At 71.5% G+C, this 22,099-nt stretch carries 22 protein-coding genes; 16 read left to right on the top strand and 6 right to left on the bottom strand.

What is annotated here, in order from left to right:
• Window positions 1–90 precede the first annotated feature (90 nt).
• Entirely contained in the window at window positions 91–762 is a 672-nt protein-coding gene (locus AB0N17_RS32595) for a response regulator transcription factor (RefSeq protein WP_366015192.1), read from the top strand.
• Window positions 763–880: 118 nt separating this feature from the next.
• Here AB0N17_RS32595 and AB0N17_RS32590 read toward each other — a convergent pair whose 3' ends face one another.
• The gene (locus AB0N17_RS32590; protein ID WP_366015191.1) at window positions 881–1,984 is read right to left on the bottom strand and encodes a DUF5937 family protein; all 1,104 of its coding nucleotides are present in this window, start codon (window positions 1,982–1,984) and stop codon (window positions 881–883) included.
• 165 nt (window positions 1,985–2,149) lie between these two features.
• Between AB0N17_RS32590 and AB0N17_RS32585 the strand changes: the two genes are divergently transcribed.
• Window positions 2,150–2,356 carry a hypothetical protein gene (locus AB0N17_RS32585; RefSeq protein WP_366015189.1) on the top strand — a complete coding sequence of 69 codons (207 nt, stop codon included), beginning with the start codon at window positions 2,150–2,152 and terminating at the stop codon, window positions 2,354–2,356.
• 105 nt (window positions 2,357–2,461) lie between these two features.
• On the opposite strand, the gene AB0N17_RS32580 is transcribed toward AB0N17_RS32585, so the two are convergent.
• Window positions 2,462–3,583 carry a beta-eliminating lyase-related protein gene (locus AB0N17_RS32580; protein WP_366015237.1) on the bottom strand — a complete coding sequence of 374 codons (1,122 nt, stop codon included), beginning with the start codon at window positions 3,581–3,583 and terminating at the stop codon, window positions 2,462–2,464.
• A gap of 336 nt (window positions 3,584–3,919) precedes the next feature.
• On the opposite strand from AB0N17_RS32580, the gene AB0N17_RS32575 reads away from it, so the two are divergent.
• The 10 genes from AB0N17_RS32575 (at window position 3,920) to AB0N17_RS32530 (ending at window position 12,116) form a co-directional block, all read left to right on the top strand.
• Window positions 3,920–4,879, top strand: a complete 960-nt coding sequence (locus AB0N17_RS32575; protein ID WP_366015188.1) for a DUF2520 domain-containing protein — start codon at window positions 3,920–3,922, stop codon at window positions 4,877–4,879.
• A complete protein-coding gene (gene panC / locus AB0N17_RS32570; RefSeq protein WP_366015187.1) occupies window positions 4,879–5,871 on the top strand; it encodes a pantoate--beta-alanine ligase in 993 nt (330 codons plus the stop codon). Before AB0N17_RS32575 ends, panC begins: the two co-directional genes overlap by 1 nt.
• Window positions 5,868–7,565, top strand: a complete 1,698-nt coding sequence (locus AB0N17_RS32565) for an L-aspartate oxidase (protein ID WP_366015185.1) — start codon at window positions 5,868–5,870, stop codon at window positions 7,563–7,565. The genes panC and AB0N17_RS32565 overlap by 4 nt, the downstream gene beginning before the upstream one ends.
• Before the next feature lie 29 nt (window positions 7,566–7,594).
• Window positions 7,595–8,572 (top strand): carboxylating nicotinate-nucleotide diphosphorylase, encoded by a 978-nt coding sequence (nadC, locus tag AB0N17_RS32560; RefSeq protein WP_366015184.1) that lies wholly within the window; start codon window positions 7,595–7,597, stop codon window positions 8,570–8,572.
• 5 nt (window positions 8,573–8,577) lie between these two features.
• The gene (locus AB0N17_RS32555; RefSeq protein WP_366015183.1) at window positions 8,578–9,375 is read left to right on the top strand and encodes a type III pantothenate kinase; all 798 of its coding nucleotides are present in this window, start codon (window positions 8,578–8,580) and stop codon (window positions 9,373–9,375) included.
• 170 nt (window positions 9,376–9,545) lie between these two features.
• Complete coding sequence (locus AB0N17_RS32550) at window positions 9,546–10,205, top strand: hypothetical protein (protein ID WP_366015236.1); 660 nt, start codon at window positions 9,546–9,548, stop codon at window positions 10,203–10,205.
• A 66-nt stretch (window positions 10,206–10,271) separates the two neighbouring features.
• The gene (locus AB0N17_RS32545; protein WP_366015182.1) at window positions 10,272–10,451 is read left to right on the top strand and encodes a hypothetical protein; all 180 of its coding nucleotides are present in this window, start codon (window positions 10,272–10,274) and stop codon (window positions 10,449–10,451) included.
• Between the two features lie 127 nt (window positions 10,452–10,578).
• A complete protein-coding gene (locus tag AB0N17_RS32540; RefSeq protein WP_366015181.1) occupies window positions 10,579–11,019 on the top strand; it encodes a BlaI/MecI/CopY family transcriptional regulator in 441 nt (146 codons plus the stop codon).
• A gap of 9 nt (window positions 11,020–11,028) precedes the next feature.
• Window positions 11,029–11,577, top strand: coding sequence for an amino-acid N-acetyltransferase (locus tag AB0N17_RS32535; RefSeq protein WP_366015180.1), 549 nt, complete (start codon window positions 11,029–11,031; stop codon window positions 11,575–11,577).
• A 203-nt stretch (window positions 11,578–11,780) separates the two neighbouring features.
• Complete coding sequence (locus AB0N17_RS32530; protein WP_366015179.1) at window positions 11,781–12,116, top strand: Lsr2 family protein; 336 nt, start codon at window positions 11,781–11,783, stop codon at window positions 12,114–12,116.
• On the opposite strand, the gene AB0N17_RS32525 is transcribed toward AB0N17_RS32530, so the two are convergent.
• Window positions 12,095–13,108: an SCO3374 family protein gene (locus tag AB0N17_RS32525; RefSeq protein WP_366015178.1), complete on the bottom strand. Its 1,014-nt coding sequence runs from the start codon at window positions 13,106–13,108 to the stop codon at window positions 12,095–12,097. The two genes, AB0N17_RS32530 and AB0N17_RS32525, sit on opposite strands and share 22 nt — an antisense overlap.
• 429 nt (window positions 13,109–13,537) lie before the next feature.
• Between AB0N17_RS32525 and AB0N17_RS32520 the strand changes: the two genes are divergently transcribed.
• Window positions 13,538–16,063, top strand: a complete 2,526-nt coding sequence (locus AB0N17_RS32520; RefSeq protein ID WP_366015177.1) for an ATP-dependent Clp protease ATP-binding subunit — start codon at window positions 13,538–13,540, stop codon at window positions 16,061–16,063.
• 110 nt (window positions 16,064–16,173) lie between these two features.
• Here AB0N17_RS32520 and AB0N17_RS32515 read toward each other — a convergent pair whose 3' ends face one another.
• On the bottom strand, window positions 16,174–16,824 hold the full coding sequence (locus tag AB0N17_RS32515; RefSeq protein ID WP_366015176.1) for an HAD family acid phosphatase: 651 nt from the start codon (window positions 16,822–16,824) through the stop codon (window positions 16,174–16,176).
• A gap of 595 nt (window positions 16,825–17,419) precedes the next feature.
• Here AB0N17_RS32515 and AB0N17_RS32510 point away from each other — a divergent pair.
• Window positions 17,420–17,971, top strand: a complete 552-nt coding sequence (locus tag AB0N17_RS32510) for a M23 family metallopeptidase (protein WP_366015175.1) — start codon at window positions 17,420–17,422, stop codon at window positions 17,969–17,971.
• Between the two features lies 1 nt (window position 17,972).
• Here the strand turns inward: AB0N17_RS32510 and AB0N17_RS32505 are convergent, their stop codons facing one another.
• On the bottom strand, window positions 17,973–18,569 hold the full coding sequence (locus AB0N17_RS32505) for a helix-turn-helix domain-containing protein (protein WP_366015174.1): 597 nt from the start codon (window positions 18,567–18,569) through the stop codon (window positions 17,973–17,975).
• A 121-nt stretch (window positions 18,570–18,690) separates the two neighbouring features.
• Between AB0N17_RS32505 and AB0N17_RS32500 the strand changes: the two genes are divergently transcribed.
• Complete coding sequence (locus tag AB0N17_RS32500) at window positions 18,691–20,274, top strand: MDR family MFS transporter (protein ID WP_366015173.1); 1,584 nt, start codon at window positions 18,691–18,693, stop codon at window positions 20,272–20,274.
• A gap of 125 nt (window positions 20,275–20,399) precedes the next feature.
• On the opposite strand, the gene AB0N17_RS32495 is transcribed toward AB0N17_RS32500, so the two are convergent.
• Window positions 20,400–21,152: an SDR family oxidoreductase gene (locus AB0N17_RS32495; RefSeq protein ID WP_366015172.1), complete on the bottom strand. Its 753-nt coding sequence runs from the start codon at window positions 21,150–21,152 to the stop codon at window positions 20,400–20,402.
• A 137-nt stretch (window positions 21,153–21,289) separates the two neighbouring features.
• Here AB0N17_RS32495 and AB0N17_RS32490 point away from each other — a divergent pair, with 137 nt between their 5' ends.
• The gene (locus AB0N17_RS32490) at window positions 21,290–21,871 is read left to right on the top strand and encodes a TetR/AcrR family transcriptional regulator (RefSeq protein ID WP_366015171.1); all 582 of its coding nucleotides are present in this window, start codon (window positions 21,290–21,292) and stop codon (window positions 21,869–21,871) included.
• Window positions 21,872–22,099: the final 228 nt, after the last annotated feature.

The raw sequence follows: 22,099 nt of genomic DNA, 5'->3' as shown, positions 1-22,099 counted from the left end.
GCATCCGCACGCCCCCTGTTGACACCTGTCACACCAGAAGACTTCGGTGACAGTCACACCCGTGACGGCCGTACGACCGAAAGAGGCCCGATGACGATCCGCGTGATGCTCGTCGACGACCAGGTGCTGCTGCGCACCGGGTTCCGGATGGTGCTCGCCGCCCAGCCGGACATGGAGGTCGTCGCGGAGGCGGGCGACGGCGTCGAGGCTCTCCAGGTGCTGCGGTCGAACGCCGTCGACGTCGTCCTGATGGACGTCCGCATGCCGAAGCTGGACGGCGTGGAGGCCACCCGGCGGATCTGCGCGGAGCCGGGCGCCCCGAAGGTGCTCATCCTGACCACGTTCGACCTCGACGAGTACGCCTTCTCCGGACTGAAGGCGGGCGCCTCCGGCTTCATGCTCAAGGACGTGCCGCCCGGCGAGCTGCTGGCCGCGATCCGGGCCGTGCACAGCGGGGACGCGGTGGTCGCGCCCTCCACCACCCGGCGCCTGCTGGACCGCTTCGCGCCGATGCTGCCCTCCGCCGGCACCGAACCCCGGCACAAGGAGCTGGAGCGGCTCACCGACCGGGAGCGCGAGGTGATGGTGCTGGTCGCGCAGGGCCTGTCCAACGGGGAGATCGCGGCCCGGCTCGTGCTGTCCGAGGCGACGGTGAAGACCCATGTGGGCCGCATCCTCACCAAGCTCGGCCTGCGCGACCGGGTGCAGGTGGTGGTGCTCGCGTACGAGACGGGTCTGGTGCGGGCGGGCGGGCACGGCTGAGCCGGGGAGCCGGGCGGCACGGCTGAATCTCGACGCCCGCTCCCCGCGTAGCCCTTCGGCGACCGCACTCGACAACGGCTCCCCGTGCGGCCTCGCGGCACAGGCCGCCGGCAACGGCTCAGCGCAGGACGCCCTCGATGAAGTCGCTGCCCAGCCGGGCCACCGCCGGCAGGTCCAGCTGGTGCTGCACGTACCGGCCGCGGCGGCAGTGGGTGATCAGGCCCGCCTTCTTCAGCACCGCGAGGTGCCGGGATATCTCGGGCGCCGACATGCCGTGCGCGTCGGCCAGCTCGCTCGTGGTGTGCGGGGCGCGCGCGAGGTGCCGGCACAGGCGCATCCGCACCGGGTGCGACAGCGCCTCCATACGGCGCGTGAGCTGCTCGACGGACGGGGTCTGCGGGCGGGAGCCGCTCGCCGGATAGGTGATCACCGGCTGCCAGCCGTACCGCCGCAGGACGTGGACGTGCGGCCAGCCGAGGCTGGTCGGCATCAGCACCAGGCTGCCGTCGCCCGTGGCGGCGCGGCCCACCGCCAGCTTGTCGATCGTGATGAGCGCGGCCTCCTCGTCCAGGGAGATGGCCCCGGAGAGCGAGGCGAGGGCCTCGCCGAGGCCCTTGCGGCGCAGCAGCTCGGTCTTGTGCCGGGTGTCGGCGGCGAGCTGGGGCTGGAGCCGGGCCCAGGTGTCGGCGAAGAAGGCCTCCTCGCAGTCGAGCATCAGCTGCCGGAACCACGCGCGGACGACCGGCGGGTCCTCCAGCAGCCGGAGCGTGAACCGCTCCTGCACGGCACCGCGCGCGGCGGCCAGCTCCAGGGAGCGGCGGCGCAGCTCGGGGTCGGCCAGCGGGCCGGGATCCTGGACGTCGTAGCGCAGCTGGCAGGTGAACTCCAGCGCGGCGTTCACGAACTGCTCGTCCGACAGCTTGTCCAGCTGGTCCAGTTCCTCCGCGAGCGTGGCGCCGGGCAGGCCCCGACCGCCGGGGAGGGCCGCGAACGGGGAGAAGACGTCGGAGAACGTCGTCCGCCACAGGAAGTCGGCCTCGCAGAGCCGGTCGGCCAGCGAGGGGTCCAGCCGGGAAGAGACGGCGGTCGCCCAGCCCTGGAGGTCGGGGTGGTGGCCGGGCTCGCTGAGCGCGTGCAGCGCCATCCCCAGCTCCCCCAGCGGGGAGGGCACGACGAAGACCCGCTCGGCCGGCAGCCCGCTGATGTCGATGGTCACGCTCATGCCCTCCATCGTGCACCGGACCACTGACAGGCCCCCCGTGGATTGACGGCAGTCGTCAATCCACGGGACATCCGGCCGGGCCGGGGACGAGGCTGGAGGCACCGGGGCAGCCGCGGAGCCCGATCGGCCACAGATCAGCCACCCGTCCCGAGAAGGCGAACCGCCATGAGCATCACCCAGCAGTACCTCCTCGACAGCTACCGCGCCCGCGTGCGCGGCGAGGCGGAACCACCCGCGCCGGGCCGGCACGACCTCGCGCTGGCGCGCGAGCTGCGCGAGTACCGGCGCTTCCGTGCGGTCGTCGCCGGGCGCCCGGCACGAGGGCGTGTGCGCTACGCCCTGCGCCGGTGGCTGCGCCCGCGCGCACTCTGATCACAGGGCGGCACACGTGCGCTCTGATCACCGGGCGGCACACCCGCGCCGTGACCGGAGCGCGGCACGCGCGCGGTGATCACAGGGCCGGCACGCGCGTGGTGATCACAGGGCGGGCAGGCGGGAGACGAAGTCGGCCACGGCCGCCCGTACGTCCTCCGCCGTCCACTCCAGCCCGGCGGCGCCGACGGTGACCTCGGCGTAGGACAGCCCCGGCCCGCCCCGTTCCCAGTAACCGGGGAAGAGGTACGTGCCCGTCTCCTCGGCCTGGCGCACCGCCGCCTCCAGCAGGACCTCGGAGTCGTACGGCAGCCAGATCTGGAACTCGTGGGTGTGCGGCTCCTCGGGATGCAGGCGCGCCCACGGGGTCCCGGCCGCGGCGAACCCCTCGCGCAGCGCGGCGGCGACCACGCGCGCGTGCCGCACGTAGTCGGGCAGCCGGGGCAGCTCGCGCTCCAGGCCGATGAGCGCCGACAGCGCGGTGGGGAACTGCTGGAAGATCTGGCCGCCGTAGCGGTGCCGCCACGTCCTCGCCTCGTCCACCAGGGTCTTCGGGCCGGCCAGCGCGGCACCGCCGAAGCCGTCGAGGGACTTGTAGAACGACACGTAGACGCTGTCCGCCAGCCCGGCGATCTCCGCCAGGGGCCGGCCGAAGTGGACCGTGGTCTCCCACAGGCGGGCCCCGTCGAAGTGCACCACCGCGTCGCGCTCCCGCGCGGCCTCGACGACGTCGGTCAGCTCCTCCCAGGTGGGCAGCACATAGCCGGCGTCCCGCAGTGGCAGTTCCAGCATCAGCGCCCCGAAGGGCTCTTCGAGGTCGCGTATCTCGGCGGCCGTGGGCAGCCGGGGCTCACCGGTGACGCGCACCGGCCGCAACCCGCTGACCTCGCTGAACGCGTGCCGCTCGTGCACCTCGGGGTGGGCCAGGGCGTGCAGGGCGACCGTGGGGTTGCCGGTGCGGCCCGCCCAGCAGCGCAACGCCACCTGCTGGGCCATCGTGCCGCTCGGGAAGAACGCGGCGGCCTCGGTGCCGAGCAGGGCCGCGACCCGCTCCTCCAGGTCCGCCACGATCCGGTTGCCGTAGATGTCGACCGTCCGGTCCAGGTCGTACACCTCGGGCGCCGCCTCCTGGAGGGCGTTCAGCCGCTCCCGCACCGTGCGCCGGGCTCCCTCGCGCACGAGCACGCGCTCCGCCTTCGCGAAGGCGGCCAGCCGCCGCTCCCGCATCCGCTCCCGCTCGGACTGCTCCGTCTGCCGCTGTTCGCCCTGCTGCTGGTCGCCGTGTTCGCCGTGTTCGCCGTGTTCGGCCGTGTCGGTCATGCACGGATCATGCCGCGCGGCCCCGCGCGCGGTCAGCCGGATTACGACCACGGGACGACACGCGCCGAGGCCTGGGGGGACCTGCGCGGCACGGCCCGGCGCGCGGACGCGGCGGGGCGTGGTGGCGGTGTGCAGTAACCCACAGCCTGTGGACAGCCGGTCGGCGCCGGACCGAGATAGCGTTAACATGACGAGAAATCGTCCGGTACCCAGAGCGGACTGGAACGGGAAGGCCGCCGTCGCGTGAGTACAGACCAGCCAGACCTCAAGGACCGCCCCGCACGGCTCACCGTCGGCGTCGTCGGCGCCGGACGCGTGGGCCCCGCGCTCGCCGCGTCCCTCCAACTCGCCGGGCATCGTCCGGTGGCCGTCTCCGGAGTCTCCGACGCCTCCCGCAGGCGCGCCGAGGCCATGCTCCCGGACGTGCCCCTGGTGCCGCCCGCCGAGGTCCTCCAGCGCGCCGACCTGGTGCTGCTCACCGTCCCCGACGACGCCCTGCCCGGGCTCGTCTCCGGGCTCGCCGAGACCGGGGCGGTACGGCCGGGACAGCTGCTCGTGCACACCTCCGGGCGGTACGGCACCGCGGTCCTCGATCCGGCCCTGCGGGCGGGCGCGCTGCCGCTGGCCCTGCACCCGGCGATGACCTTCACCGGCACCCCGGTCGACGTCCAGCGCCTCGCGGGCTGCTCCTTCGGCGTCACCGCGCCCGAGGAACTGCGCCTGGCCGCCGAGGCCCTGGTCATCGAGATGGGCGGTGAACCGGAGTGGATCAGCGAGGCGAACCGCCCGCTGTACCACGCGGCCCTCGCTCTCGGCGCCAACCACCTGGTCACCCTGGTCGCCCAGTCCATGGAGCTGCTGCGCACGGCCGGTGTGGCGGCGCCCGACCGGATGCTCGGCCCGCTGCTGGGCGCCGCCCTGGACAACGCCCTGCGCTCCGGTGACGCGGCCCTGACCGGGCCCGTCGCGCGCGGGGACGCCGGCACGGTCGCCGCGCACGTCACCGAGCTGCGCAAGCACGCCCCGCAGGCCGTGGCGGGCTATCTGGCGATGGCCCGCGCCACCGCCGACCGGGCGCTCGCGCACGGCCTGCTGAAGCCGGAGCTCGCCGAGGACCTGCTCGGGGTACTCGCCGACGGAAGCGGCGGCACGAACGGCACCGACGGCACCGACAGCACCGACGGCACCGAGGGGAACGCCTGATGACCACCGCCCTGCTGAGCACCGCCGAAGAGCTGCACGCGCGCGTGCGCCGCGGCCGCCGTGCCGTGGTGATGACCATGGGCGCCCTGCACGAAGGGCACGCGACGCTCGTCCGCTCCGCGCGGGAGATCGCCGGCCCGGACGGCGAGGTCGTCGTCACCGTCTTCGTGAACCCGCTGCAGTTCGGCGCGGGCGAGGACCTGGACCGCTACCCGCGCACCCTGGACGCCGACCTCGAACTCGCCGGGCAGGCGGGCGCCGACGTCGTCTTCGCGCCCTCGGTGGACGAGGTTTACCCGGGCGGCGAACCCCAGGTGCGCATCACCGCCGGCCCCATGGGCGAACGCCTGGAGGGCGGCTCGCGGCCCGGCCACTTCGACGGCATGCTCACCGTCGTCGCCAAGCTGCTGCACCTCACCCGCGCCGACGTGGCCCTGTACGGGCAGAAGGACGCCCAGCAGCTGGCGCTGATCCGGCGCATGGTGCGCGACCTGAACTTCGGCGTCGAGATCGTCGCCGTACCGACCGTGCGCGAGGAGGACGGGCTCGCCCTGTCCAGCCGCAACCGCTATCTCTCGCCCGACGAGCGCCGGACCGCGCTTCTGCTGTCCCGGGCGCTGTTCGCCGGCGGGGACCGGCACGCCGCGCAGGAGGCGCTGCGCGCGCGTGCCCGCGAAGTGCCCTCCACGCACGCGCGTGCAGAGGCGCTGAGCGCGATCGGCGAGTCCCGCGCGGCGGCCGACGCGCACGCGGTCGCCACGGCGGCCCCCGGCGGCCCGGCGGCCGTCCGCGCCGCCGCCCGCCAGATCCTGGACGACGCGAGCCGTCTCGACCCGCCGCTCGAACTGGACTACCTGGCCCTGGTCGACCCCGCCGACTTCACCGAGATCGGCGACGACTTCACCGGCGAGGCCGTCCTCGCCGTCGCCGCCCGGGTCGGCACGACCCGGCTGATCGACAATCTTCCTCTGACCTTCGGAGCCGCCTCGTGACCAGCACAGGCATACGACTGCACGCACCCGCCCCCGGGTGGAACATCTCCGCGGACGTGGTCGTCGTCGGCTCCGGGGTGGCCGGCCTGACCGCGGCGCTGCGCTGCGAGGCCGCCGGGCTGACGACGGTCGTCGTCACCAAGGCCCGCCTGGACGACGGCTCCACGCGCTGGGCGCAGGGCGGCATCGCCGCCGCGCTCGGCGAGGGCGACACACCCGAGCAGCACCTCGAGGACACCCTGGTGGCCGGCGCCGGCCTGTGCGACGAGGAGGCGGTACGGATCCTCGTCACCGAGGGCCCCGACGCCGTACGCCGGCTGATCTCCACCGGCGCCCACTTCGACACCGACGACGAGGGCGACATCCACCTCACCCGCGAGGGCGGCCACCACCGGCGCCGGATCGCGCACGCGGGCGGCGACGCGACCGGCGCGGAGGTCTCCCGGGCCCTCGTGGAGGCCGTGCGCGCGCGTGGACTGCGCACCGTCGAGAACGCGCTGGTGCTGGACCTGCTCACGGACGCCGAAGGCCGCACGGCCGGGGTCACGCTGCACGTGATGGGCGAGGGCCAGCACGACGGCGTGGGCGCCGTGCACGCCCCCGCGGTGGTCCTCGCGACCGGCGGCATGGGCCAGGTGTTCTCGGCGACCACCAACCCGTCCGTGTCGACCGGCGACGGCGTCGCGCTGGCCCTCCGCGCCGGCGCGGAGGTCTCCGACCTGGAGTTCGTTCAGTTCCACCCGACGGTGCTGTTCCTCGGCCCGGAGGCCGAGGGCCAGCAGCCGCTGGTCTCCGAGGCGGTACGCGGCGAGGGCGCCCACCTGGTCGACGGCGACGGCGTGCGGTTCATGGTCGGACAGCACGAGCTGGCCGAGCTGGCGCCCCGGGACATCGTCGCCAAGGGCATCCTGCGGCGGATGCTGGAGCAGGACGCCGAGCACATGTTCCTCGACGCCCGGCACTTCGGCGCCGAGATGTGGGAGCACCGCTTCCCGACCATCCTGGCCGCCTGCCGCGCCAACGGCATCGACCCGGTCACCGAGCCCATCCCGATCGCCCCGGCCGCCCACTACGCCTCCGGCGGCGTCCGCACCGACGCCCAGGGCCGTACGACGGTCCCGGGCCTGTACGCGTGCGGCGAGGTCGCCTGCACCGGCGTGCACGGCGCCAACCGGCTCGCCTCCAACTCCCTCCTCGAAGGCCTCGTCTACGCCGAGCGGATCGCCGCCGACATCACCGCGGTGGCCGCCGGGAACGGCCTCCACGCGCGCGTGCCCGTGCCGGTCCCGGCCCCCGAGAAGCCCGCGCATCCCCTGCTCGCCGCCGAGACCCGGTTCGCCGTCCAGCGGATCATGACCGAGGGCGCCGGCGTGCTGCGTTCGCAGGAGTCTCTCGCCGAGGCCGCCGAGCAGCTCCAGCGGCTGCACGCCGAGGCCCGGGACGCGCTCGACGAGAACGGCAAGACGGCCGAGCCCGGCGTCGACACCTGGGAGGCCACCAACCTCCTGTGCGTGGCCCGCGTCCTGGTCGCCGCCGCCCGGCTGCGCGAGGAGACCCGCGGCTGCCACTGGCGCGAGGACGACCCCGAGCGCGACGACACCCACTGGCGGCGCCACATCGTCGTACGGCTCGATCCGGACCGGTCGCTGGCCGTACGCACCACCGACACCGCAGACTTCCCCCCTACCCGGTAACACCCAGCGCCTCAGGAGCAGTGACAGACGTGAGCACCGACGACCTTCCCCTCGCCCCCGCCGGCGGCTGCGGCGACGGCTGTGCCTGTGGCGCGGACGGCGACGAGGAGTACCTGGAGAGCGGTCTCGACCCCGCGCTCGCCGAGCTGCTGGCCGCTGCCGGGCTCGATCCGATCGAGGTCGAGGACATCGCGAACGTGGCCATCCAGGAGGACCTGGACGGCGGCGTGGACGTGACGACCGTCTCGACCATCCCGGAGGAGGCGGTGGCCACCGGCGACTTCACCGCGCGCGAGGCGGGCGTCGTGGCCGGCCTGCGGGTCGCCGAGGCCGTGCTCTCCGTGGTCTGCACGGACGAGTTCGAGGTCGAGCGGCACGTCGAGGACGGCGACCGCGTCGAGGCCGGCCAGAAGCTGCTGTCGGTCACCACGCGCACGCGTGACCTGCTCACCGCCGAGCGCAGCGCGCTGAACATCCTGTGCCGCCTGTCCGGCATCGCGACCGCCACGCGCGCTTGGGCGGACGCGCTGGAGGGAACGAGCACGAAGGTCCGCGACACCCGCAAGACGACGCCGGGCCTGCGCTCGCTGGAGAAGTTCGCGGTCCGCGCGGGCGGCGGCGTCAACCACCGCATGTCGCTGTCCGACGCGGCCCTGGTGAAGGACAACCACGTGGTGGCGGCCGGGGGCGTGGCGCAGGCCTTCAAGGCCGTACGGGAGGCCTTCCCGGAGGTGCCGATCGAGGTCGAGGTCGACACCCTGCACCAGCTGCGCGAGGTCGTCGAGGCGGGCGCCGACCTGATCCTGCTGGACAACTTCACGCCCGACGAGTGCGCGGAGGCCGTCGGGATCGTCCGCGGGCGGGCCCTGCTGGAGGCCTCCGGCCGGCTGACGCTCGACGTCGCGCGCGTGTACGCCGACACGGGCGTGGACTTCCTGGCCGTCGGCGCGCTCACCCACTCCTCGCCGATCCTGGACATCGGCCTGGACCTGCGCGAGGCGGAGTAACGGCGATGCTGCTCACGATCGACGTCGGCAACACGCACACCGTCCTCGGCCTGTTCGACGGCGAGGACATCGTCGAGCACTGGCGCATCTCCACGGACGCGCGCCGCACGGCGGACGAGCTGGCCGTGCTGCTCCAGGGCCTGATGGGCATGCACCCGCTGCTCGGCGAGGAGCTGGGCGACGGCATCGACGGCATCGCGATCTGCGCCACCGTGCCGTCGGTGCTGCACGAGCTGCGCGAGGTCACCCGGCGCTACTACGGCGACGTACCCGCCGTCCTGGTCGAGCCGGGCGTGAAGACGGGCGTGCCGATCCTCACCGACAACCCCAAGGAGGTCGGCGCGGACCGGATCATCAACGCCGTCGCGGCCGTGGAGCTGTACGGCGGCCCGGCGATCGTCGTGGACTTCGGTACGGCGACCACGTTCGACGCGGTCTCCGCGCGCGGGGAGTACGTCGGCGGGGTCATCGCGCCCGGTATCGAGATCTCCGTGGAGGCGCTCGGCGTCAAGGGCGCCCAGCTGCGGAAGATCGAGGTGGCCCGGCCGCGCAGCGTGATCGGCAAGAACACGGTCGAGGCCATGCAGGCCGGCATCGTGTTCGGGTTCGCCGGCCAGGTCGACGGGGTCGTCGGCCGCATGGCGCGCGAGCTGGCGGACGACCCGGACGACGTCACGGTGATCGCCACCGGCGGGCTCGCGCCGATGGTGCTGGGCGAGTCCTCGGTGATCGACGAGCACCAGCCGTGGCTGACGCTGATCGGGCTGCGCCTGGTGTACGAGCGGAACGTGTCGCGGCTGTGAGGCGGGGCCGGCGCGCCGAGGTGCGCCGGCCCCGCCGAGAACCGGCCCGGGTGACTGCGGCCGGGGGAAACCTCGGACGACACGCGGCGACAAAACGTCCTGGTCCGTCGCTTTTGTCTGATTAGCGGTACCGTCGCCGCATGCCCACGCCATACGGATCCCGCGGCGGCATGGCGTTCGGCGTGGAGGAGCTGCGTGTGCTCCGCCGCGCCCTCGCCCTCGCCCTCCACCCCGGCCGAGCGTCCGCCGAGGACGTCAAGGACTGTCACCGCCTTGCCGAGTCGCTCGACGAGGCGATGCGCGAGGGGGCCAGACTGCGCGCCTTCCTGGTGGCCGACCTCGGCCGGTACCGGGCCGCTCTTCCGGGAACGGCGACCGGCTATCTGAGCCTGCTGGAGGAGGTGCTGGGCGCCGGGCACCGGCCGACGGCGGACGACCTCGCCGCGCTCCGGGCGCTGCGCGGGAACCCCGCGGCGGCGGCCCTGCTGGAGCGTTGCCGGACGCTGGCGGAGCAGGACGTGCGGGCCCGGTTCGCACAGGGGGCGCGCACGCTGCCCGCGCCGGCCGTGCCGCCCTCCAGAGCGCGCCTGACGGCCCTTCCCGGGGGTGCTGGAGGCTCCGGGGCCGGAGCCGGGGCGGAACGACCCGAGGAGCCGCAGAAACCGGCGGAGAAGCCCGCGCCGAAGCCCGCGCCGGCCACTCCCGAGCGGCCGGCCCCCGCACCGGCCGCGCCGAAGCGGCCCATTCCCACGCCCGGCGAGGTCTTCCCGCGCCGCAAACCGGCGCCCCCGGCGGAGGCGGCGGCCACCTGCCGGCTGGCGGCCGGCTGACGACCCGCCCGGCCCCCGGCCGGGCCCCGGTCATTTCGGGCGTTCGGGGATGGCTACTCTGGTCCCATGGACTACGTCTCCGCGCTCGTGCCCCCGGTAGTGATGGCCGTGTTCTTCATCGGTGTCGTCAGGGTGATCGTGAAGACCCAGGGCGGGGCCGCCAAGGCCAAGGAGGACGCGGCCGTCGACGCCGCCCTCGCGCGCGTGGAGGGCGGCCGCAAGGTCTCCGCCAGCGGCGACGCCTGAGCCGAAGCGGCCCTCGACGCCCTTCACCGGCGTACTCCTCGGCGCGGAACGCCCTTTTTGTCTGATTCACGGACTTGGTGCACGTCCGGCACGCCATTGACCGGATCTCCCACTATTGTTCTGAGCTGTGCCTCGCCCATTGGGAGAACTCGAAGACGCGGTCATGACGCGGGTGTGGAAGTGGAACCGCCCGGTGACCGTTCGAGAAGTCCTGGAAGACCTCCAGCAGGAACGCTCCATCGCGTACACCACCGTGATGACGGTTTTGGACAATCTCCATCAGAAGGGCTGGGTCCGCCGCGAGGCGGAAGGGCGGGCGTATCGATATGAGGCCGTCTCCACCCGCGCCGCCTACGCGGCCGCCCTCATGAACGACGCCTGGTCGCAGAGCGACAACGCGGCCGCCGCTCTCGTCGCCTTCTTCGGGATGATGAGCGATGAACAGCGCCAGGCCCTCCGTGACGCCGTACGCATCGTCCAGGGCCCGGAAACCCTGGAAGCCCCGCAAGCACCGGAAGCCCGGGAAGAGGAGAACCCCGGCTCGGCGGGGGACGGCGACGGGCGATAGCGTCCGCTCATGTCAGCAGAGCGTCTGTCCGCAGAGCGTCCCGAAGTCCCCGCAAAAGCCATCACCGTCCGCCGGGCCCGGACCAGCGATGTCCCCGCCGTGCGCCACCTCCTCGACGCCTACGTCCGCGACCGCATCCTGCTCGACAAAGCCACGGTCATGCTTTACGAGGACATCCAGGAGTTCTGGGTCGCGGAACGCGACGACAACGCCGAGGTCGTCGGCTGCGGTGCGCTGCACGTCATGTGGGAGGACCTCGCGGAAGTCCGCACTCTGGCGGTGAAGCCCGGGCTCAAGGGCGCCGGCGTCGGACATCAGTTGCTGGAGAAGTTGCTCCAGACCGCACGCTGGCTCGGCGTTCGCCGGGTTTTCTGTCTCACCTTCGAAGTGGACTTCTTCGGGAAGCACGGCTTCGTGGAGATCGGTGAGACACCGGTCGACACCGATGTGTACGCGGAGCTCTTGCGTTCCTATGACGAGGGTGTCGCGGAGTTCCTCGGTCTCGAACGAGTGAAACCGAACACCTTGGGCAACAGCCGGATGCTTCTGCATCTGTGATCGTCATTGCCCAGGTTCCCTATGTCCGAAACGCGCATGTTTCCGGAGGCGGGCGGTCCGCTCGGTCACTCCCAGGGGTTTGTGTTTTTCCGGCAAAAGCGGTTTGCTTTCCGACGTACTGCAGTACTGCATATAACAGGGGCGGCGAAACGGCGAACGCCGCACACCCCTGGCCCTCAACGTTATCGATGAAAGGAAATCCGGTGGCACAGAAGGTTCAGGTCCTTCTTGTCGACGACCTCGACGGCGGCGAGGCGGACGAGACCGTGACGTTCGCGCTGGACGGCAAGACGTACGAGATCGACCTCACGACCGCCAATGCGGACAAGCTGCGCGGTCTCCTCGACGCCTACGTGAAGGGTGGCCGCCGTACCGGAGGCCGCGCTTCGGGCGGTCGCGGAAAGGCGCGTGCCGCTTCCGGTGGCAACCAGGACACCGCGGCGATCCGCGCCTGGGCGAAGGAGAACGGCCACGAGGTCAACGACCGCGGCCGTGTTCCCCAGTCCATCCGCGAGGCCTACGAGAAGGCCCACGGCTGATCCCGCCGGCAGGCGGACGGCCCGGCGCACGCGCGCCGCAGCCGGACCCGGTGACACTGTGCTGCCACCGTGTCCACCAGGCGTACGAGATCGGGGGCGCTCCCCTCGCGCCCCATGGCCGGCATCGCAGGCAGCCAGGCTTCGACCTCACCTCCCGGCCAGGGGGGCCGCAACCACACGGCGGCCCCCTGTTCGGCTTCGAACGGCCCGCGACAGCCCTGCGCGCCATGGGCCCGCAGGCAGGCCCGCACGGACTCGGCCCGCACGGAACCGGCCTGTACGGAACCGGCCCGCACGGATTCGGCCGCTACGGAATCGAGCCGCACGGGGCAGGCCCGCGGGGCATCCCCGGGAAGTGAATCGGGCGGCGGAAAATCGCCCGGCAGGGACTTGACCGGCAGGGATTCCGTCGGCGGGGATACGGCCGACGGGGATTCGGCCGACGTGAAATCCCCCGAGAGGGGATTGTTCGGTGCAAAACCGGCATACGCCGAAGCAACCCCCGCCGAAGCGGCCCCCGCGGAAACGGTGTCCGCGGAAGCACCGCCCGCACGGACCGGCGGAATCGGCGCCTGCAGCGTCTCGCCCGCCCCCAGGGCCCGCAGGTCCAGGGCGACCCCGCCCCACTCCAGCCAGTCCAGCAGCCCCGGCAGCTCCTCCGCGCTGCCCGCGGCCACCAGCAGCTCCATCCGGTCGCCCCGCACGGCCACCGGAGAGCCCGGCGCGAGATGCCGGAGCGCCCCCGCGCCCGCCTCGGCCGGCACGTCCAGGACGTCGAACCGCACCCCTGTGAGCAGCCGCAGCGGCCGTCCGGGCACTGTCGCCCACCCCAGATCGTTCTCGTACCAGTGCCGGGCCCGGGTGTCCGGGCCGGCCGGCGGAGCGCAGGGCTCCGTCTCCGGATCGAGCGGTCGTCGGGGAAGGGGGACCGTATGGGACGCGGGAGCGCGGGGAGGGAGCTCCGCGGATGCCGTGGGGGCCGGACCAGCCATGCCCGTGCAACCGGCGGAGCGACCCGAGAGTTACGCTGTGTGCTCCCGTGATCGCGCATAGTGCCGAAAACGGGGGCGCGCGGGGGTGCGGGGAGGCGCAAGGTTGTTCGCCCATAGCGGAGGGAACCGGTGCGCGCGGCATGGAGTGTCAGTCCCTGCGGGTAAGACATGCCTAGTGGGAGGGGGCGACACGCAGGACGGGCCGTCTCACGTTCGCCATGGGCGTACTGGCGACTGGGGTAACTGCCTGGCCTGCGGGAACATCGTCTCGCACCATCGGGTTGGAGCAGATGTCGGCGTTCGGGGTCAGGAGGCCATCGACGGTGTCGGCAGTTGGAATGAGCGGTCCCCGCTTGCGGGACTAAGCTGCGGAAGGACAGGGAGGGGAAGTTCCCCCCACTGCCTGACCGCTCTGAGGAGCGATTAACGATGTTCGAGAGGTTCACCGACCGCGCGCGGCGGGTTGTCGTCCTGGCTCAGGAAGAAGCCCGGATGCTCAACCACAACTACATCGGCACCGAGCACATCCTCCTGGGTCTCATCCACGAGGGCGAAGGTGTCGCCGCTAAGGCCCTGGAGAGCCTCGGCATTTCGCTTGAGGCGGTCCGCCAGCAGGTGGAGGAGATCATCGGCCAGGGCCAGCAGGCCCCGTCCGGTCACATCCCCTTCACCCCCCGTGCCAAGAAGGTCCTGGAGCTGTCGCTCCGCGAGGCTCTTCAGCTGGGCCACAACTACATCGGCACGGAGCACATCCTGCTCGGCCTGATCCGTGAGGGCGAGGGCGTCGCCGCCCAGGTCCTGGTCAAGCTGGGTGCAGACCTCAACCGGGTGCGGCAGCAGGTCATCCAGCTGCTCTCCGGCTACCAGGGCAAGGAGACCGCCACCGCCGGCGGCCCGGCCGAGGGCACCCCCTCGACCTCCCTCGTCCTGGACCAGTTCGGCCGGAACCTGACCCAGGCCGCTCGTGAGTCCAAGCTCGACCCGGTCATCGGGCGCGAGAAGGAGATCGAGCGGGTCATGCAGGTGCTGTCCCGCCGTACCAAGAACAACCCGGTGCTGATCGGTGAGCCCGGCGTCGGCAAGACCGCCGTCGTCGAGGGCCTCGCCCAGGCCATCGTCAAGGGCGAGGTGCCCGAGACCCTCAAGGACAAGCACCTCTACACCCTCGACCTGGGCGCACTGGTCGCCGGCTCCCGCTACCGCGGTGACTTCGAGGAGCGCCTGAAGAAGGTGCTCAAGGAGATCCGCACCCGCGGCGACATCATCCTGTTCATCGACGAGCTGCACACGCTGGTCGGTGCGGGTGCCGCCGAGGGCGCCATCGACGCGGCCTCCATTCTGAAGCCGATGCTGGCCCGCGGTGAGCTGCAGACCATCGGTGCGACCACCCTGGACGAGTACCGCAAGCACCTGGAGAAGGACGCGGCCCTGGAGCGCCGCTTCCAGCCCATCCAGGTCGCCGAGCCGTCCCTGCCGCACACGATCGAGATCCTCAAGGGCCTGCGCGACCGCTACGAGGCGCACCACCGCGTCTCCATCACGGACGAGGCCCTGGTCCAGGCCGCCACTCTGGCCGACCGGTACATCTCCGACCGCTTCCTCCCGGACAAGGCGATCGACCTGATCGACGAGGCCGGCTCCCGGATGCGCATCCGCCGGATGACCGCGCCGCCGGACCTGCGCGAGTTCGACGAGAAGATCGCCGCCGTCCGCCGGGACAAGGAGTCCGCGATCGACTCGCAGGACTTCGAGAAGGCCGCCTCCCTGCGCGACAAGGAGAAGCAGCTCCTGGCCGCCAAGGCCAAGCGCGAGAAGGAGTGGAAGGCCGGCGACATGGACGTCGTCGCCGAGGTCGACGGCGAGCTGATCGCCGAGGTCCTCGCCACGGCCACCGGCATCCCGGTCTTCAAGCTGACCGAGGAGGAGTCCTCCCGCCTGCTGCGCATGGAGGACGAGCTCCACAAGCGGGTCATCGGCCAGGTCGACGCCGTCAAGGCGCTGTCGAAGGCGATCCGCCGTACGCGTGCCGGTCTGAAGGACCCGAAGCGCCCCGGTGGCTCGTTCATCTTCGCCGGCCCGTCCGGTGTCGGTAAGACCGAGCTGTCCAAGGCGCTCGCCGAGTTCCTCTTCGGTGACGAGGACGCGCTGATCTCCCTCGACATGTCGGAGTTCAGCGAGAAGCACACGGTCTCGCGTCTCTTCGGTTCGCCCCCCGGCTACGTGGGCTACGAAGAGGGCGGCCAGCTGACCGAGAAGGTCCGCCGCAAGCCGTTCTCCGTCGTCCTCTTCGACGAGGTCGAGAAGGCCCACCCGGACATCTTCAACTCGCTGCTGCAGATCCTGGAGGACGGTCGCCTGACCGACTCCCAGGGCCGGGTCGTGGACTTCAAGAACACGGTCATCATCATGACGACCAACCTCGGCACCCGGGACATCTCCAAGGGCTTCAACCTCGGCTTCGCCGCCGCGGGTGACACGAAGACCAACTACGAGCGCATGAAGAACAAGGTGTCGGACGAGCTCAAGCAGCACTTCCGTCCCGAGTTCCTCAACCGCGTCGACGACGTGGTCGTCTTCCCGCAGCTGACGCAGGAGGACATCCTGCGGATCGTCGACCTGATGATCAGCAAGGTGGACGAGCGCCTGAAGGACCGGGACATGGGCATCGAGCTCTCCCAGTCCGCCAAGGAGCTGCTGGCCAAGAAGGGTTACGACCCGGTGCTGGGCGCGCGTCCGCTGCGCCGCACGATCCAGCGCGAGGTCGAGGACACGCTCTCGGAGAAGATCCTCTTCGGCGAGCTGCGCCCCGGTCACATCGTGGTCGTGGACACCGAGGGCGAGGGCGAGTCCCAGACCTTCACCTTCCGCGGCGAGGAGAAGTCGGCACTGCCCGACGTCCCGCCGATCGAGCAGGCCGCGGGCGGGGCGGGTCCGAACCTGAGCAAGGACGCGTAAGCCTCCGGCGGTTCGCCAGAGTTGAAGGGGCCGGTGCCTTCGGGCACCGGCCCCTTCTCATGTGGTCACCCTGACGCGCGGAGGTCCCGGCCGGTGACCTCCGCCGGGAGTCAGGACAACTGGCCGTTGTAGTCCGGCAGTTTGTACGCCTTCTCGGCGTGACCGCCCGACAGGTCGGTCGCGCTGTTGCCGATGTTCGCGATGATCGTGTAGCCCTTGCCCTCGATGTCCTCGCGCTGGGCGGTCTTGTAGGCGGCGACGTCCTTGAAGAGGTCGAACAGACCGCGGAGGTAGAGGCCGGAGACGTCGTAGCCGTCGTGCTCGAGGTTGTACTCGGTGGGCAGGTAGATGATGCCCGGGCGGGCCGTGACGAAGAAGAGCGAGACCCCGTGCTCCTGGGCGTACTTCGCGACGTTCAGGACGGGCTTGTTGGCCGGCTGGGGGTAGGTGAAGCCGAAGTCGGTCTCCAGCGTGGTGTTGTCGATGTCGAAGACGATCGCCTGCTTCTCACCCGGCCGGGCGGCGGCGATGCGGTCCTTCAGGTACGGCAGGGCCTGGTCCATCACCGCCTGGCAGTCCTTCTGCCAGGTCGCGTAGTCGACCTTCGCGGCGGAGCCGGAGGAGATCGAGGCGCTGGTGGCGCCGGCCGCGGCGGTGGAGCCGCTGGTGGCCGCGGCCTGGGCCGGAGCGGCCATCGCGGCCAGGGCGGCCACGGAGACGGCGGTGACGGCCATACGGCGCGCCCGGGGGCGTCTGGTCATCGGTGGGGGTCCTCTCACGTCCGTACACGGGCTGGTCGGGTCCGTACACGTGCCTGAATGTCAGGAGCATGATCTGAGGCGAGGGTGGCGCGAGAGGAACCGTAAGGTTACCGATCGGTAGGCGCCTAGGGGCCTGCGTCACATTTCTCCGGGGGGAAGTGGGAGACCCGGGTCACCTCAATGTCGGATTTCCGGGGTCTGGGTCACATTTGCCCCGGGGCATTCGAGAGGTCTGGGTCACATATGCCGGGTTGATATCGAGAGGCCCGGGTCACATTCGCCGTCCGGAGGGCTGGCGTGCCGGTGATGTGGCGCACAGGGGATAAGGCCCGTACGAAGAGGCGTAGTGCTGTCCTTAATTGGGCAATTCGGGCATTCCATAAAACTCGCCCCGGGAACCGGCAGGTCAGCGCGACGGTGCCGGATGTCTCTTACGTCTAGAAGTGGGCGGTTTTGCCAATATCTACTATGAGCTGCCGTAGATAAGCCCTTTGTGCCCGGTCGGGAAGTCGGGTTACCAATGAATGGCCCCACCGGCGAAGCGAATGTCAGTGCGCCAGGTGGTCGTTCTGTTCCCGAACCCATGAGGTCTCGAATGTTCCAGCGCGTCACGTCCCGCTCTTCCCGTACGTCCTCGCTCCGTACCCGCGTGGCCGTCCTGGCCGCCGGCCTCGGCGCCACGGCCGTGGTGGGTACCGGGGTCGCGAACGCCGCCGCGCCGTCGGCCGCGTCCTGGGTCGACCCGGTGAAGTCGTACACGCTCACCGCCAGCTTCGACCAGGGCGGCAGCCACTGGATGCACAAGCACAGTGGCCAGGACTTCGCCGTCCCGGTCGGCACCGACGTCATGGCCGCGCACGGCGGCACCGTCGTCAAGGCGGGCCCCAACGGCGGCGGTGACGGCCCGGCGTACGGCAACGCCATCGTCATCAAGCACGCCGACGGCCAGTACTCGCAGTACGCCCACCTGTCCCGGATCGACGTGAAGGTCGGCCAGGCCGTCAAGACCGGTCAGCACATCGCCCTGTCCGGGAACACCGGCAACACCACCGGCCCGCACCTGCACTTCGAGATCCGTACGACCCCGAACTACGGTTCCGCCGTCAACCCCGTCGCCTTCCTGGTGAGCAAGGGTGTGAAGGTCTGACCTAGTCCTGGTGGGCGCCCCTGTGCGCCTGCGTGACGAGGTCCACGGCGACTTCGAGAACGGCCTGCCGCTTCTTCTCGGAGTCGCCTTCCAGGTCCTGCATCACGAACATGCCCGCGTGCAGCGTGAACATCGCGCTGATGCTGCGGACCTGGTCGACGAGGGCGGCCTCCGGGTCCATGAGGATGTCCCGCAGGCCGCGCATCCGGTCCTTGAAGGTGTCGCCGATGCGCAGCTCGCGCACCGTCGCCTGGTTCTCCTGCATGAAGCGGAACAGTGGCTCCGCGCCGGCGAGGGCCGCGCTGTAGCGCCGGATGATCTCCTGCTTGGTCTCCAGCGTCTGCGGCTGCTGCCGGCCCCACTCGATCAGGTCCTCGAGTGGCTTCGTCAGATCCTCGAAGAGGCTGACGATGATCTCTTCCTTCGTCTTGAAGTGGTAGTACAGGGCCGCTTTCGTGACGTCGAGCCGCTCGGCGATCTCCCGCAGCGAGGTCTTCTCGTACCCCTGCTCCGCGAAGAGCTCGAGCGCCACGTCCTGGATGCGCTGGCGGGTGTTGCCGCGGCGCTGGTGCTTGGTGCCGTCCATGGTGCCGCCCATCCTCGTACTCCTCGCGCTCCCGCGGAAACTTACTTGACGCCCGGCTAGTGACAGGTCTACCTTCCCAGTGTAGTGAACTAGCCGGGCGGCAAGTAAGTGGTGCCGCAGGGGGAGTGGAAAAATGGCGGACACAGTCGAACGCGTCGTAGTGGAGAGCTCGGCGGAGACCAAACGGCCCAAGAGCGTGCGCGTGGTGCTGCTCGCGCTCATGATCGCGATGATGCTCGCGATGCTCGACAACATGATCGTGGGCACGGCGATGCCGACGATCGTGGGCGAGCTGGGCGGCCTGGAGCACCTGTCCTGGGTCGTCACCGGTTACACCCTGGCGACCGCGGCCTCGACCCCCGTGTGGGGCAAGGTCGGCGACATGTACGGGCGCAAGGGCGCCTTCCTCAGCTCCATCGTGATCTTCCTGGTCGGCTCGGCGCTGAGCGGCATGGCCCAGAACATGGGCCAGCTCATCGGCTTCCGTGCCGTGCAGGGTCTGGGTGCCGGCGGCCTGATGGTCGGCGTCATGGCGATCATCGGCGACCTGATCCCGCCGCGGGAGCGCGGCAAGTACACGGGCATGATGGCCGGTGTCATGGCGCTGGCGATGATCGGCGGCCCGCTGGTCGGCGGCACGATCACCGACAACTGGGGCTGGCGCTGGTCCTTCTACATCAACCTGCCGCTCGGCGCGGTCGCCCTCGTGCTGGTCTCCGCCGTGCTGCACCTGCCGAAGAAGCGGGCCAAGGCGCGCATCGACTACCTGGGCGTCGCGCTGCTGACCGTGGGCATCACGGCGATCGTGCTGGTCACCACCTGGGGCGGCAGCGAGTACGCCTGGACCTCCGCGCGGATCATGGAGCTGATCGCCCTCGGCGTCGTCTCCCTGATCGCGTTCGTGTGGTGGCAGACCAAGGCCGTCGAGCCGGTGCTGCCCCTGCACATGTTCCGCAGCCGCAACTTCACCCTGATGTCGGTCATCGGCTTCATCACCGGTTTCGTGATGTTCGGCGCCACGCTCTACCTGCCGCTGTACCAGCAGTCCGTGCAGGGTGCCTCCGCCACCAACTCCGGTCTCCTGCTGCTGCCGATGCTCGGCGCGATGCTCGTGACCTCGATGGTCGCCGGGCGGATCACCACCAGCAGCGGCCGCTACAAGGCGTTCCCGATCGTCGGCGGTGCGCTGATGGTCGTCGGCCTGTACCTGCTGTCGCTGATGGACACCGGGACGACCCGGGTCACCTCCGGTGTCTACATGGCCGTGCTGGGCCTCGGCATGGGCTGCCTGATGCAGATCACCATGCTGGTGGCGCAGAACAGCGTGGAGATGAAGGACATGGGCGTGGCGTCCTCGTCCTCGACCCTGTTCCGTACGCTCGGCTCCTCCTTCGGTGTGGCCGTCATGGGCGCCCTGTTCAACCACCGCGTGCAGCACGTGATGGCCGAGCGGGCCGGCGCGGCGGGCAGGCACATGACCGAGAAGTCCGCCGCGCTGGACGCGAAGAGCCTGGCGAAGCTGCCGGCGCCGATCCGGGAGGCGTACCAGTACGCGGTGTCCGCCGGTACGCACTCGGCGTTCCTGCTCGGCGCCGTGATCGCGGTGCTGGTGCTGGCCGCGGCGCTGTTCGTCAAGGAGGTGCCGCTGCGCGGCGCGGCGCAGGCCACCGCGAAGGGCGACGACGGTGGCCCCCTGCCGGTGATCGACGCCGTCTGAGCCGCAGTCCCACCCGCGGCCACGGCCGTGTCCGCAGCCGGACAGGCAGTCCGGTGCCGTAACCGAACAGAAGACCCCCGGTCGGTGTCCGCCCCGGGGGTCTTCGCCTTTTCCGGGGGAGGGGCTCAGCGGCCCGTGGCCAGGGTCGCGCCGCCCGTCGCCTCCAGGACCACTCCGGTCACGAAGCCGTTCGCGGCGAGCAGGTGGATCGCGCGGGCGATGTCCTCGGGGCGGCCGACCCGGCCCACGGGCGTGGCGGCGGCGTAGCCGTCGAAGAGCGCCCGGCGCTGCTCGTCCGGCACGCCGTCCCACCAGGGCGTGTCGACGACGCCCGGCGAGACCGCGTTGACCCTCAGCGGCGCCAGCTCCACCGCGAGCGGCGGGACCATCGCCTCCAGGGCGCCGTTGATCGCGGCGAGGCCGGCGGTGCCGGGCAGGGCGGCGCGGGCGGAGGCGGCCGTCACCAGGGTCGCCGAGCCGTCGTGGCGCAGGGTGGGCAGCGCAGCCTGCAGGACGTGGACGTGCGGCCAGAACTTGCCGTCGAAGCCGTCCGCCAGCTCGGCCAGGTCCAGTGCGGCGAACGGGCCGCCGCCCTTGCTGCCGCTGAGCGCCAGGACCAGGTGGTCGATGGCGCCGGCCGTGGCGAAGAAGGCGTCCACCGCGGTGCGGTCGGACGCGTCCAGGCGGTGCGTCGACACCTTGCCGCCGATCCGGGCCGCCGCGGCGTCCAGCCGGTCCTGGTCGCGGCCGGTGACGACGACCTCCGCGCCGTCCGCCGCGAAGAGGCGGGCCGTCGCCTCGCCGATGCCGGAGCTGCCGCCCATGACGGCGACGCGCTGTCCGGCGAGGTGGTTCACAGGGGTGTGCGGAGTGCTCATGAGTGGCTCTCTCCCGAGAACGGTCCACCGGGTCCCGGCCCTTTGCCGAGAACGTCGGTCTCGTTAAAGTGTTACCGAGACTGACAGTCTCGTCAAGGAGGTTCCGGGAGGGCCGGGAGCTCGGAGAGGATGAGGCCGTGCACGACAGCAAGGAACCCCGCCCGCACACCGGGCGCCGCCGCAACGAAGCCGCACGACGGGCGATCCTCGACGCCGCGCTGGACCTGCTCGCCGACGCCGACGGTGCGCCGGTGAGCGTGGAGACCATCGCGCGCGCGGCCGGGGTCGGGAAGCAGACGCTGTACCGCTGGTGGCCGTCGAAGGGCGCCGTACTGCTGGAGGCGCTCACCGATCGCGCCGCGCAGGAGGTGCCCACACCCGACACGGGCAGCCTGCGCGAGGATCTGCGGGCGCTGGCGACGGCCACCTTCGAGACGTCCCAGCGCCCCCCGTCCGCCCCGGCTCTGCGCACCCTCGTCCGGGAGGCGGCCCGGGATCCGCACCTGGCCGAACTGATGGGGGAGTTCACGAAGACCCGCCGGGCGGCCGTGCGCGCGGTTCTCGTCCGGGGCCGGGAGCGGGGGGAGCTGCCGGCGGGGCGGGACGTGGAGCTGCTGGTCGACCAGTTCTACGGCTTCTTCTGGTACCGCTTCCTGCTGGGGCACGGGCCGCTGGACCGGGACACCGCGGTGCGGCTGGCCGATTCACTGATCGAGTAGGGACGGGGCCGCGGCTCGCGGGGGTGCAGGTGCTGCGGGGGCGGGTGCGGGCGCCGTGTGGGCGGGTGCGGGTGCGTGCGCCGTGTGGGCGGGTGCGGGTGCGTGCGCCGTGTGGGCGGGTGCGGGTGCGTGCGCCGTGTGGGCGGGTGCGGGTGCGTGCGCCGCGTGGGCGGGTGCGGGTGCGTGCGCCGTGTGGGCGGGTGCGGGTGCGTGCGCCGCGTGGGCGGG

Origin of the sequence: Streptomyces sp. NPDC051133 (assembly GCF_040682635.1) — a bacterium.
Lineage (GTDB): Bacteria > Actinomycetota > Actinomycetes > Streptomycetales > Streptomycetaceae > Streptomyces.
Note: the sequence above shows the minus strand (reverse complement) of the source record. Positions and strands in the feature narration are given on the sequence as shown.

Bases quoted from the DNA above. Each gene is read 5' to 3' on its own strand.
- AB0N17_RS32595 (WP_366015192.1), top strand. From the start codon at position 91: ATGACGATCCGCGTGATGCTCGTCGACGACCAGGTGCTGCTGCGCACC.
- AB0N17_RS32590 (WP_366015191.1), bottom strand. From the start codon at position 1,984: ATGAGCGTGACCATCGACATCAGCGGGCTGCCGGCCGAGCGGGTCTTC.
- AB0N17_RS32585 (WP_366015189.1), top strand. From the start codon at position 2,150: ATGAGCATCACCCAGCAGTACCTCCTCGACAGCTACCGCGCCCGCGTG.
- AB0N17_RS32580 (WP_366015237.1), bottom strand. From the start codon at position 3,583: ATGCGGGAGCGGCGGCTGGCCGCCTTCGCGAAGGCGGAGCGCGTGCTC.
- panC (WP_366015187.1), top strand. From the start codon at position 4,879: ATGACCACCGCCCTGCTGAGCACCGCCGAAGAGCTGCACGCGCGCGTG.
- AB0N17_RS32555 (WP_366015183.1), top strand. From the start codon at position 8,578: ATGCTGCTCACGATCGACGTCGGCAACACGCACACCGTCCTCGGCCTG.
- AB0N17_RS32550 (WP_366015236.1), top strand. From the start codon at position 9,546: ATGGCGTTCGGCGTGGAGGAGCTGCGTGTGCTCCGCCGCGCCCTCGCC.
- AB0N17_RS32545 (WP_366015182.1), top strand. From the start codon at position 10,272: ATGGACTACGTCTCCGCGCTCGTGCCCCCGGTAGTGATGGCCGTGTTC.
- AB0N17_RS32535 (WP_366015180.1), top strand. From the start codon at position 11,029: ATGTCAGCAGAGCGTCTGTCCGCAGAGCGTCCCGAAGTCCCCGCAAAA.
- AB0N17_RS32525 (WP_366015178.1), bottom strand. From the start codon at position 13,108: ATGGCTGGTCCGGCCCCCACGGCATCCGCGGAGCTCCCTCCCCGCGCT.
- AB0N17_RS32520 (WP_366015177.1), top strand. From the start codon at position 13,538: ATGTTCGAGAGGTTCACCGACCGCGCGCGGCGGGTTGTCGTCCTGGCT.
- AB0N17_RS32515 (WP_366015176.1), bottom strand. From the start codon at position 16,824: ATGACCAGACGCCCCCGGGCGCGCCGTATGGCCGTCACCGCCGTCTCC.
- AB0N17_RS32510 (WP_366015175.1), top strand. From the start codon at position 17,420: ATGTTCCAGCGCGTCACGTCCCGCTCTTCCCGTACGTCCTCGCTCCGT.
- AB0N17_RS32505 (WP_366015174.1), bottom strand. From the start codon at position 18,569: ATGGGCGGCACCATGGACGGCACCAAGCACCAGCGCCGCGGCAACACC.
- AB0N17_RS32500 (WP_366015173.1), top strand. From the start codon at position 18,691: ATGGCGGACACAGTCGAACGCGTCGTAGTGGAGAGCTCGGCGGAGACC.
- AB0N17_RS32495 (WP_366015172.1), bottom strand. From the start codon at position 21,152: ATGAGCACTCCGCACACCCCTGTGAACCACCTCGCCGGACAGCGCGTC.